Genomic DNA, 12,037 nt, shown 5'->3' with positions numbered 1-12,037 from the left:
GAATCCCCGATGCGGTACATAGAGGGTTCTGAGTAGAAAAATGCTAGTTGAAAATGTGTAAACCTATTTCAGGACTAGACATTTTGCTATCTGCAGCGCTATTGCAACGCTGTGTTATTGCAGTACCACGCGCCCATTGAGGGGCTGCACCGGTCGGTTGTTGGGGTGGTGCATCACCGCCTTGAAGGCGTCGATCTGGGCCTGACTGACCTCAACCGGCTGCTTCATCACCAGCCAGCGCACCCCTTCCGAGCAGGGAGGCGTAGTAAGGGAACCGCTGAAGCGATAGTAGTCATGGCTTTCCGGCAGCAGTTGCTCAGCAGAGAGCGGCGCCTTGAGGGCCTGGATCTCCCCCACCTTGGCAGGTAATACACTCCAAGCTGCCGCCAGCACCGGATTGGCCTTGCCAGCCTCGAACATCACCGCCACCACGGCGATCTCTCCCTTGTCACTGACGTGCACCAGATGCCCTTCCAGCGGATAGGATTTGCCCTCGATGAGGTTCTCACTCGGGGCGTGGAAGTGAAACTGCTTTAGTTCAAACCTGGTGCCATCGAGTTGCAAGGTGCTGCCCGGGGCATAACCGACCTGCACGGTATGACCGTTGTTGACCACTGTGTTGCCACCCGCCTGATAGTGGAGTACCAGCGGGGCCAGTTTGGCCTCGACCAATCCGTTCAGGTCAACCGGCGACTGATTGCTGCCCGCACACTGGCTAAACTCAGGGGTCAGCTTGGCCCAGTGGGCAGGTCCCGCCTCACCGCTATATTCCCAATGGGGGGTGGCAGCAAACACGACAGGGCACAGCAACAGGGAGCAGGCCAACAGAGACTTTCTCATCATACATCCTTATCTTGATTGAAAAGCACGACCATCCCCTCCCCCGGATAGCGGGGCATGCAGAGATGGCATATCAGATACGCGGAATACAGAGCATCGGAGCGACTTTCTAATGGTAACGAGCACGGGTTGGTCAATCGGTTTGACCGCGGCTCAATACAGAGTCGTTTGGCAAGTATATGGTGAGGGATCGGCAGATACAGTGAAAGAGGGGGAAATTAATCAGCCAGCTATCCACTCATCGTCTGGCGGATACGAGTCAAGGTTCAGGGAGTCACGCTTTCATAACAACCATCCATCACAACCATCGCGGGAGTCCGGGCTCCCGCGATGGTTGCCGATAACGGCAATTAACGGTCGCGATTCAACGCGATCAGGCGATCAAGAATCGCCTCACCATCGGCACGCAAACCGTTGTGCTCATACTCATTGGTGATCCAGGCGCGACTGTTGCCAAGACCACGCAGAGTTTCGCGACTGTAGTCAAACTCCACATACATATCCTCGGCATAAACGGCGCATGCTACCGGCACCTTGTTGCGGGCCAGTTGGGCCGGATTATAGAGCGCCCCCCAGTCCGCCTTGTTGGCCAGCAGATGAGCCGCCTCTTTCAGGGGCTGCAACTCGCGGAACTGCTCGAACATCCAGGGGTAAACCATCTCTCCGGTGAAGGTGAAATCCTTGCCGGGCACCCAGTTCACCGCAGGAAACTCCCCTCTGACCCGGTCCGCCGCCCAGCGAGTCGCCTCCCCCTCGGCGTAGATAGCCTCGTGCAGGATGGCAAACAGCGGGTTGGTATTGAATGGCTGCATGCTTTGCACCTGATAAAGAAAGGCCGGGCTCAGCTTGTCGCCGATAAAGGCCTCTTCCAGCAGGTAATAAAGCTCCTCAAAGGCACCCGTAGCACCGAGATCCAGCCCTTGCTGCTGGAACTGCTCCACCGTCAGGCGCTGACCGTTGGGCAGCCGCACATCATGCTGGTGCAGATGGTTGGCCAACCGGTTGGCAATCCCCTGAACGTGGGGGAAACGGGCGAAGAAGGCACGGTTCTTGTCAGCCACCCTCTGGTAGGTGGCACGGTAAACCTCCTCGGCGCTGCGGCCAATCGGCGCGATGCCGCCGGTGATATAGACCTCCCGCAGGCTATCGGGGAAGAGCGAGAGATAGGTCAGGCAGCAAAAACCGCCAAAACTTTGCCCCAGCAGGCTCCAGCGATGCTTGGGGCTGAGCTCCTGCCGGATGAACTCGGCATCTTGCACTATGCTGTCGGCGCGAAAATGGCCGAGATACTCCGCCTGCTCGGTCGGTGTCATTTTGGCCAGAATATGCCCATGGATGGGGCTCGACATCCCGGTGCCACGCTGATCCAGCAGCAGCACTCTGAACTCCTGCAACGCCCGCTTGAGCCAACCACTGTTAGCCGTCGGGCGCGGCGCCCCGAATCCCGGCCCCCCTTGCAAAAACAGCAGCCAGGGCAACTTCTCATCGAGCTTGTCTTTACGGCAGAGGGTACGGGCAAACAGGGTAATGCTGTCAGCATCCGGCTCATCATGATCGAGGGGAACGGTAAAAAAGTGCGGCTCGCAATGAATGCCGTCCAGTACATAGCTCAAGGGGCTGCTCATCTGGGATCTCTCCGTCAGGATGGGAACATCATTGATCCCATCATATCCCCGCCAGGCCACAGGGTCACTCAGGTTTTCCAAAATGTTAACAATGGCTTAAAGGTCGAAACATCTCCAGAGAAGACACGGTTCAACTGTGCTGAATTAATTGTTTTGCGAGGGAGATTGACGCCATGGCGCCATTCAACAAAGATGGCGAGCCTGCACAGGAGTGCGACAAAATGGATAAGGAAACGTGATGAAACCGAAGTGGATCAGGGCCAGAAAAAGAGAGAAGAAGCCCTGCCCTGGCAGCATGCTGCAGACCGGAATGCTGTTGTTCAGTGCCACCTGTGGTGCGACGCTCTTTTTGGCGGCATGCAACAGCAACTAGAAATGAAAAAGCCCGCTCGATTGAGCGGGCTTTTCGAATTTGGCTCCTCCTACTGGACTTGAACCAGTGACATACGGATTAACAGTCCGCCGTTCTACCGACTGAACTAAGGAGGAATTGTGGTGCCCAGAGACGGAATCGAACCGCCGACACGGGGATTTTCAATCCCCTGCTCTACCGACTGAGCTATCTGGGCAACGGCGCGCATTAAACCCTTTCCTGCGCAGAGTGTCAACCATGATGGCACGATAAAAAGCGCGTTCGCTCAACAACCGAACGACATGGCCATATATCACCCATTTCAGTCCCTTTTCCCACACTTGCTGGCCCCTGCATGCCTACAGGCAGCGTCAATATGATAGAAATTAGAGGGTCAGCAGGTCAGCCACATTGAGCCGAATCCACTCTGCGAGTATGCTTTGCCGCAATGATACCGCCTGGAGGCAACATGAGTCTGAATATGCAAGAGTGGCGTGATGAGACCACCGAGATCGTCAACGAACTGCTGGCCGATGGCAGCAATCCCGATGCGGATTACGACATCGAGCACCACTTCGCCTGCCAGGATTTCGACCGTTTGGAAAAAGCAGCGGTTGACCTGTTCAAGGCCGGATTTGAAGTGACCGATGCCGAAGAGATGGAGCTGGATGACGGCGCCACCATCTTCTGCTTCGATGCCACCATCGAGTGCAAACTGGATGTCGAAGCCATCGTTGCCGATATCGAAAAGATGCTGCCCATCCTGGAAAAATATGGGGTGGACTACGATGGCTGGGGCACCTACTTTCAGGATTGATCCCTGCCACAAACAGAGAGGCCACCTGTGGGTGGCCTCTCTGTTATTGCAGACTGTCACAAATAACTGGCGGCAAACTGGTCGGGCGGCAACGGGGGGCTGAACAGATAGCCCTGTAGCCGATCACAACCCGCCTGGGTCAGCCACAACTGCTGCTCGACGGTTTCCACCCCTTCTGCAGTAATGCGGATCCCCAGCTCATGGCCAAGTCCGATGACCGATCGCACGATGGCGGTGGTGGCACTGTTGCTGACCAACCCCTGGGTGAAGCTGCGATCCAGCTTGAGCGTGGCGACCTTGAGCCTTGGCAGATAGGCCAGCGAGCAATACCCGGTACCGAAATCATCGATGGCCAGTTGAAAACCGGCGGCGATCAGGTTATCCAGGTTGGTCTCAATCTCATCGGCATTCTCCATCAAGACTCCTTCAGTGATCTCCAGCTCCAGCTGGCCTGCATTCAGACCATGACGGGCAATGCAGCCCTGCACCAGCTTGCAGAGCGCCGGATCACGAAACTGCAACGGCGAAAGGTTGATGGAGAGCACCATATCCGACCGAGCGGTTTGCCACTGGGCCAACTGAGCACACCCCAACTCCAGCATCAGCTGACCAAGTTGGCCGATGATCCCCATCTCTTCCGCCAGTGGAATGAACTCTTCCGGCGAGATCATGCCAAGTTCAGGATGCGGCCAGCGGCAAAGTAATTCTGCGCCACAAAGCTGATGGGTTGTGCTGCTGATAATGGGTTGATAGACGGCAATCAGCTGGGATGACTTGATGGCGAGCGGCAACTGGGCGGCGATCAGCTGGCGCCGCTTAAGTCTCGCCTGCAGATAAGGATCAAACAGGGTGCAGTACTGCTGCTGCCGCTTGCCCTGCGCCAACGCTGCTTCGGCGTGGCTAAGCAACCGCTCGGCATCGTTTGCCCGCCCCTGAGCCAACCCCAGAAACACCGGAATCTGGATACGATGCTCTTCCACCTGATAGAACTCCATCAACTGCTGCTGCAGATGCTGGTTCCACTCCAGCAAAGGCTCGTTGAACTCGGGAAGTAGCAGACAAAAGTCATCGGCAGCCACACGGCAAAGCAGGGTTCGCGGCGGAACCAACTGCTGTAGTCGCTTGGCCACCTGGCTCAGCAGGCGATCGGCAATCCGGATCCCGAAACGATCGTTAACCTCACGAAAGTGGTGCAGATCGACCAGCACCAGCGTGGCGCTGCGGCCCCCCAAATGGCGGCTGGTCTGCAAGAAACGGGAGAGTTTGAGCAGCCCGGTGAGGCTGTCGTAGTGCTGCTCCTGCTGCAACTGCGCCTGGGTGGTCCGCAAGCCGGTGATATCGCGTCCCAGCGTTAGGATCCCGAGGGAGTGACCATCACCATCGGGGACATCGACCCGGGTGATCTCCATGTGCCGCCCCTGCCCGCTGGCATCCAGCAGGCAACATTCGCCGTGGCCCATCCCTTGGGGGGCCGCCAACCGATATGGTATCTGCTGACCCAGCACCTCATCCGCCCCCTGACCAATAAAGTCGAGAAATGCCTGGTTACACTCCAGCAACACCCCGTTGTGATCATCGAAACGGATCAGGTCAGGGATGGCATCGAGCAGAAAACGCTGCAACAACTGCTGTTTTTTGACCGTCTGTTCCAGGTGCTTGCGCTGGGCAATCTCGTTGACCATTCCGAATACGGCGTATGGCTCACCCTGAGCCGTGTAAAGCGGGATCTTGTGCACCTCCATCCAGCAGGTCTCACCGCCCCGGTTGCAGTGCAACTGTTGATGAAGCAAGGGAACGCCCCCCGTCAGCAACTGCGCATCCTCAGTGCGAAATACATCACCCCATGGCATCTCGGCATCACTCTTGCCGACCACCTCGGCGGGTGAACCCAGCCTGGCCTCAATGGCAAATTCACGATTGGCAAACAGGTAGCGACCATGCCTATCACGACAAAAGATACTCATTGGCAACTGGTCGATGATCTGCTGCAGCAGATCCGGGGTAAGCATGTTGGTCACAGAGGCGCTTATGGAGGAATTTCGAGCAAATCTATGATAGCAAACCAATTTTGTAAAGCACCCACGGTAACCCCTCAGTTTACACCGATGCAGCACGCATGCTGACAGAGGTTGTCGCTCAGGTGATAATAGGCACCGGTTGGCCAATGGCCTGATAAATGGACGAGAGAAGCAAGATGAAAAAGATGATGGGGTGCGCATTGGCGCTGTTGCTGGCGGGTTGTGCTGGTGACAATAACGGTGGTGAGGAGTATCGCTACAATCCGCCGGTCGCCAAAGCGACCAACAATACCCAGGAGATGGCGATCCCGGTGGATCTGGTATGGGCTCGCGCCGAGAAATGGTTCACCGATCACGGCCTCACCATCGAAAACAGTCAGCGCGGTGCCGGCCTGATGACCGCCAATGTCAACCAATCAGCCGACGGACTGGAGTGGCTGGACTGCGGTACCATGGGTTCAAAAGTTGCACTGGGCAACCCGAACCTGCAGATCAACCTGATCATCACCCAGAGCGGCAACAGCAGCGTGGCCACTGTCAACGTCAAGGGCAACACCGAGCTGTTCTTTGTGGAATCCTCAGGCGAGCGCGTACCAGCCCCATCCATCAAGCCGGTCTGTGTCTCCCGCGGCTCTCTGGAGCAGAGCCTGTTCGCCACCCTCGGCAACTGATTTCACTTACCTGCAAAGATAAAAAAAGCGGCAGATTACTCTGCCGCTTTTTTATTGCCCCGAGTTGGGCTTACTTGTCGATATCGAGCATGTTGTTAGTCAACATGTAATCGATCACCTGGTTGGCAGTGGTACCGGCCCCCCCCGTCAGACTATCGAAGGTATGGTTCATCAGTACAATCTCCTGAGTCACCGGCGCAGTACTGCTCTCCTTGACCTGTAGATGTACCCCTTCATTGTCCTGGAACACCGACAGCAGGCTCTTCAGATCGTTCTGGTTACGAGAACCATCGTGATCCAGCAGGTCGCTCAGATCCAGCTTGTCACCTTCCGCCTTGGAGAAGTCGACCACGTAATCCTTGGCAACGCTGCCTGCGGCTGTGTCGCCCTGCAGCCAGGTGAAGGTATCGGCACCGCCATCCCCCTTGAGGATGTCATTGCCAAGCCCGCCGACCAGGATGTCATTGCCCAGACCGCCGATCAGGTTATCGTCGCCGATTCCACCAAACAGGGTATCGTTGCCACTGCCACCGTACAGGGTATCGTTGCCGCTCTCGCCATACAGGGTGTCGTTGCCGGCACCACCGAACAGGATGTCGTTGCCGGCACCACCGAACAGGAAGTCATCGCCACCCTGACCGAACAGGATGTCGTTGCCATCCCCACCAATCAGCACGTCCGCCTTGTCATTGCTGGAGGACTGATCGAACTCGCTGGCATGGTCCGTGATGTAGTCATGGACCTGGGCATCAGTCACCGAGCCTGCGCCCAGCTTGCCGGCCACATACTGCTTGATGGCCGCGTAGCCTTCACCATTGATACCGGCGAAGTGGATGGCATCCCCGAACAGGATATCGTCGCCAGCACCGCCGTCGATCCGGTCACTGCCCGGCAGGTTATTCACCGAGGTGCCCAAGATGGCGTTGGCTAGATCGTTGGCTGACACGTTGGACTGCACAATCTGATCACTGTCGAACAGCTTCAGGGTATCGATGGAGACGTTACTGCCGATGCCGATCGCTTCCAGCGTCACGTTATTGGCCAACAGAAGTGGCAGAACAGCCAGAGCGTTTTGCAATGCCCAGTAGTTGCTGTCATAGGAGGTGGAGATCTCGAAGGTACCATCCCCCTGTGCCTTCAAGGTCCCGATGGTGGTCGAGCTCCACTTGTTATTGCTGTTTTGCGACCACTGTTGAACCCTGCCACTAGCATCGATCAGCACCCTGTTGGTACCACCTATGTTGGCGTAGAAGGCCTCCCCTGCCACATAGTTGTTGACGTTGACAAACGAATCGAGACGTTCGTTGGTCTTCGTATTCACGATAGGGTTGGTCTGTTCATAGTCGTAATAGGTGTTTGGTGCCCCATCGGTAATGAAGTACGCCAAGTTCTTCGCGTTGGTGTTGTTCTTGGCGGTGTCGCTGTTGAACCAGTTGGAGGTAGTCTTGAGCGCATCCTCGTAGTTGGTCGCCCCACCGTTCCAGTTACTGCCGTCCATGCTGTCGAGCACGGCCTGCAACTTGGTCAGTACATTGGGGTCCTTCAAGTCCACGCTGATGGACTTGTTGGCCTGACTGTCGAAGTCCACCAGGAAGATATTGACCTTGCCTGCCCCCTCAGTACCGGCACTGGTCTTGAGGGTTGCAAACACCTGTGCCAACTGGCTCTTGATGGTGTTCATGGCGCTGGTGCCGATACTGCCCGAGCTGTCGACCATAAAGGCGATGTTGTAGTTCTGGCCCGGCAGTACCACGCTACCATCCAGATCCCCGACCACGATATTGTGCTCGTTGCCATAGGTGCGGTTCTGATCGCCCGGCTCCCCTTCGGTGGAAAGGAAGTAGCTCATGCGGATCGAATCCTGATCCGATGCACTGCTGGTCTGATCGGTCGCCACTTCCTTGGCAATGGCTTCTACCTTGAGGTCGAACTGGCCGGCACTGCTGCCCGGCACCCGCAGGGTCAGACCGGTCAGTTTGACGTCCAACGCGCTCTGGTTCCACAGACCGGTCAGCGTCAGCGTGCCATCGGCCCCCACGGTGCCGAGCACGGTGGAGCCCTGATAGAGGGTCGACCCCGTCGGCATGCCGGTCAGCACCAGGCTGTCGAACTGCTCGCTACCATCACGGTCGGTCAGGGAAGCAGTGATCTCGAGCGGGTAATCCACCACACTCGGCTGTACCGCCGTCAGGGTGCCGTCGGTCTGGTTGAACTGGTAAATGCCGTCATCAAACTGCACCAACTCGATGTCGTAGAGCGACTTGCTGATGGTGACGCCGTTCTCCTTCACCAGGAAGTTGAAACCGCCGTCACTTCTGCGCTCGATGACATAGTTGGCACGCGAGCCCATCAGTACGGCCAGGTCGGTACCGGCGCCGCCAAACAGGGTGTCGCCACCCAATCCGGCCACCAGGATATCGTTGCCGGTACCGCCGTCGAGGGTGTCACCTGAGGTGGAGTTGCCACCGACCAGCACGTCATTGCCAGCACCGCCGACGAAGTAATCGCCGCCGCCCTTCACGCTGACGATATAGTCATTGCCGTTGCCGCCCACCACTTGATCCTGACTGGTGGTGCTGTCGGTCAGACTATTGGTGATGCCAAAGTTGCCCTTGTTGAAGTTGCTGCTCTGGAACGCCCCGGTGGAGATGCCGGACGACGGGTACTGGGTATAAAGCGGGACGCCGTTGCCGGTCAGGCTGATGTCGACCACCGGCTTGTCCGCGACCGCCGTGATATCGATCACCAGCTTGCCTGAGTTACTCAGGTTGGCACCATCGCTGATCTGGTAACCCAGAGTGGCGTAGTCCCCTTGCTGGTTGCCCGTCGTCGTACCGCCACCATTGAGGGCATTGCTGCTGGATTCATTGAGACTAGGCACAAAGCGCAGATGGCCGCTGTCGATATCGGCGTAGGAGACAAGATCCCCCACCTTCACTGCAATCCACTGACCAGCAGCGTTCAGGTATTCCAGCTTGCCGCTCAGCGGCAGGGTGTTGATCTGCACGCTCAGGTCAGAAGCGGCCTGATCATCGCTGGCACCAAACTGGGCCCACTTCAGCACCAGTGGCGCGTCCTCCTTGCCGGCACTGTAGCCACCCGTGGTCACCGGCGCCCGATCGTTGTCCACTATGGTGCCGGTCCCGTTCTGCCCACCGATGGTCACCGAGAGGGTCTCGTTCGTTTCGACCAAGCGATCGTTCACCGTCGGGATGGTCACAGTAAAGTCCGACACGCCGGCTGGTACCGTGATCTTGCCGGTAGTGCTGTTATAGGTCACACCATTGCTGAACTGGGCATTGCCCCAATCCTGGTTGGAGGCGGGGTTGTTGCCCGAACCACGAATGGCGAAATCGTATTCAGTCGCTTCCTGGGTTGCATCTGACAGGGTGACTTTGTGCAGCAGATTGCCCCCTTCGGTTACGCTCTCGCTGGAGACTCCCTGAACCAGCGGCGTGAAGAGAGGCTTGGTTGCAAAGGAGCCAATGCTGGCGTCGCCGTCACCATCCACCACCCGGACCTGGAAGTCGATGTCGCCATCACCCAGAGGTTTGGACATGCGCTGATACTGGAAGAACTCCCACTTGCCTGTGGCCGGCGTAAACTCCAGCTTGAAGATGAGGTTGCCGTCCGCATCCTCCCCGACCAGGGTATTAGCGCCGCTGGCGGTGATGGCGATGGCAGAACCGGAAGCCGTTCGCAGACCATTTTCGAAGGTTGCCGGGTCCATTACCAGCCCGATGGAGCCCTTGCCATCCGCCCCCCACTGCGGGGTCACGGTGCCAGAACCATAGGCGATTGCCTGCGCCGTGTTGGAACCGAGGAACTCGATGCTCTGTACGGTGAAGTCGCTGTTGTCGGAGGTATTGGTGCTGCCGTTGTTGGTCGCCTTGATCACCATGGTATCAAAGCCACCCTGCTGCACCTGGAAGTTCTGGTTGAACTCCCCACCCGATGCGTTGGAGTTGAATACCAGGGTACTGATCAGTACACCACCGCGATAGAACTCCACGACCCCGCTCTCCAGCTCGCCGCCAAACATCTTGCTGAACTTGATGTTGGCGCCGTAGGCAACCTTGCCCGCATCCAGCCTGACGATCAGCTGCTCGGAGGCGGACGATCCGTCGGCAAAGTGACGGAAGTCAATCTCGTTGGCGAGGTTGTGGTAAGGCGCAGCTCCGCTGGCCACCCCCAGCCCCGAGCTGGAACCGTTGACCACCGCCGTTACCAGTGAGGAGTCTGTTGCCGACTTGAAGCCCAGGGCGCTGATAGTAAAGCCCGCCATGTTCAGAGTGCTCTGGTTGCCACTGTACCTGGTCAGGTCAAAGAGCCCGGTCAGCACGTTCGGAATATCGGTCTTCACCACGGAAACGGCATCGCTGTTGTCAGCAATGGGGGAGTCGTCCTCAACGCTGACATCCAGCTTTTCCTTGGTGACGCCGCTGCCATCGGAGACCTCCACATCCAGCTGGAACGACAACTTGTCTTCCGAGGTCGTATCCCCGTGGTCGAGGGGACCTTTGAGGGTCACGTCATAGGTCCACTCACCCTTTCCACTGGCATTGGGTGCCGTCAGCTTGACCTCGACCACAGCCTTGTAATCGGCGCCGCCAATCACCCCTGTGTAGCCAACCAGCGTCTTGCTGCCCGCATCCCAGCTCCACTGGACCTTTGCCCCACCGGACGTCAGCCCGGCCGGTCCATTCAGGGAAATGTTGAGTGTGCTGCTGTCGATGTCGCCCACCGAGAGGGTACCGGACGCCTTGATGGCATTGGTGGTATCCGGATTGCCGACCGTGTCGGCAATGCCGTTTGCCAACCCCTCTTCAGAGACGATAACCCCGTTGGAGATGGTCAGCGTCGGCAGGTCGTTGACCGCATCCACCTTGATGGTCACGGTTGCGGGACTCGCATCCACGGCGCCGTCGTTGTCTACCGCCGCATAGTTGAAGCTGGTGTTGCCGTTCCAGTTCGCATTCGGAGTGAAGGTGAGGTTGCCGGCGTCCGCCACCGCAATGCTCTGATCCACGGTCACCGCCACACCGTTCAGATAGAGGATGCCGTTGGCAGGCAGGCTCTTGATAGTGAAACTCACCACGTTGCCATCAATGTCGCTGCCACTGAGGGTCGGAATGGCGATGCTGGCTGCATCTTCCTGGCCGTTTGCCTGCTTGTTCGCCGTCTCCGGCGCTTCATTCAGGATCTGCGCGTTGTCGCTGCCCGGCAGTGAGACGTTGCCCGCCTTGTCGGTCTGGGTCGCCGTCACCGTCAGCGACTTGCCGTTGGCCGGGGTCGTTTCCGTCCAGCTGATGGTGCCGTTCTGATAGCCGTAGCTCTTGCCATTGCTTGCCAGCAGGGTGCCATCGGCCTTGAGCGTCAATTGGACAGTGCTGTTCACCCCACCATTGTTGATGGTCAGCGTCACCTTGCCGCCCGCAACCAAGTCAGCATGATTGACCTCTGCCCGAACCTGGATCTGATCATTGCCAATCTCGCCCTTGGTCAGCATTTGGTCATTATTGGTGTCATCAACGATGGTCACGGTCGGTGCTGAGGAAGCTACGCTGTCCAGGATCGCATTCTCGCTGTCGGTCGCCGGGTTGCCCGCCTGGTCGGTCACGTCCGCCTTCACGGTGAACTTGCCATCCGCCAGGCCACTGGCGCCCAGGTCTACGGTGGTGCTGAACTTGCCGCCGCTCACGGTCGCCTCGAAG

7 protein-coding genes and 2 tRNA genes are annotated in these 12,037 nt (G+C 57.8%); 3 read left to right on the top strand and 6 right to left on the bottom strand.

Going from position 1 to position 12,037, the window contains the following annotated elements; translation table 11 throughout:
* Nucleotides 1-114: 114 nt before the first annotated feature.
* A complete protein-coding gene (locus G5179_RS20555; protein ID WP_421204139.1) occupies nt 115-840 on the bottom strand; it encodes a carbonic anhydrase in 726 nt (241 codons plus the stop codon).
* A gap of 350 nt (nt 841-1,190) precedes the next feature.
* The gene (locus G5179_RS20550) at nt 1,191-2,465 is read right to left on the bottom strand and encodes an alpha/beta fold hydrolase (protein ID WP_421204137.1); all 1,275 of its coding nucleotides are present in this window, start codon (nt 2,463-2,465) and stop codon (nt 1,191-1,193) included.
* 192 nt (nt 2,466-2,657) lie between these two features.
* On the opposite strand from G5179_RS20550, the gene G5179_RS20545 reads away from it, so the two are divergent.
* Complete coding sequence (locus G5179_RS20545; RefSeq protein WP_337072498.1) at nt 2,658-2,900, top strand: hypothetical protein; 243 nt, start codon at nt 2,658-2,660, stop codon at nt 2,898-2,900.
* On the opposite strand, the gene G5179_RS20540 is transcribed toward G5179_RS20545, so the two are convergent.
* Both G5179_RS20540 and G5179_RS20535 read right to left on the bottom strand, forming a co-directional pair.
* A tRNA-Asn gene (locus G5179_RS20540) sits at nt 2,879-2,954 on the bottom strand. The two genes, G5179_RS20545 and G5179_RS20540, sit on opposite strands and share 22 nt — an antisense overlap.
* Before the next feature lie 4 nt (nt 2,955-2,958).
* Nucleotides 2,959-3,034, bottom strand: a tRNA-Phe gene (locus G5179_RS20535).
* A gap of 264 nt (nt 3,035-3,298) precedes the next feature.
* Between G5179_RS20535 and rraB the strand changes: the two genes are divergently transcribed.
* Nucleotides 3,299-3,634, top strand: coding sequence for a ribonuclease E inhibitor RraB (gene rraB, locus G5179_RS20530; protein WP_041234500.1), 336 nt, complete (start codon nt 3,299-3,301; stop codon nt 3,632-3,634).
* Nucleotides 3,635-3,690: 56 nt separating this feature from the next.
* Here rraB and G5179_RS20525 read toward each other — a convergent pair whose 3' ends face one another.
* Nucleotides 3,691-5,643: a sensor domain-containing protein gene (locus G5179_RS20525; RefSeq protein WP_005348383.1), complete on the bottom strand. Its 1,953-nt coding sequence runs from the start codon at nt 5,641-5,643 to the stop codon at nt 3,691-3,693.
* A gap of 185 nt (nt 5,644-5,828) precedes the next feature.
* On the opposite strand from G5179_RS20525, the gene G5179_RS20520 reads away from it, so the two are divergent.
* The gene (locus G5179_RS20520) at nt 5,829-6,323 is read left to right on the top strand and encodes a hypothetical protein (RefSeq protein WP_216980216.1); all 495 of its coding nucleotides are present in this window, start codon (nt 5,829-5,831) and stop codon (nt 6,321-6,323) included.
* Nucleotides 6,324-6,393: 70 nt separating this feature from the next.
* On the opposite strand, the gene G5179_RS20515 is transcribed toward G5179_RS20520, so the two are convergent.
* Nucleotides 6,394-12,037, bottom strand: a 5,644-nt coding sequence (locus G5179_RS20515) for a type I secretion C-terminal target domain-containing protein (RefSeq protein ID WP_421259014.1), incomplete at its 5' end; no start/stop codon positions are given.

Origin of the sequence: Aeromonas sp. 600886 (assembly GCF_049174935.1) — a bacterium.
In the GTDB taxonomy this organism is placed as follows: Bacteria; Pseudomonadota; Gammaproteobacteria; order Enterobacterales; family Aeromonadaceae; genus Aeromonas; species Aeromonas veronii_A.
The sequence above is the reverse complement of the archived record's forward strand: the minus strand, read 5'-3'. Positions and strand labels throughout refer to the sequence as shown.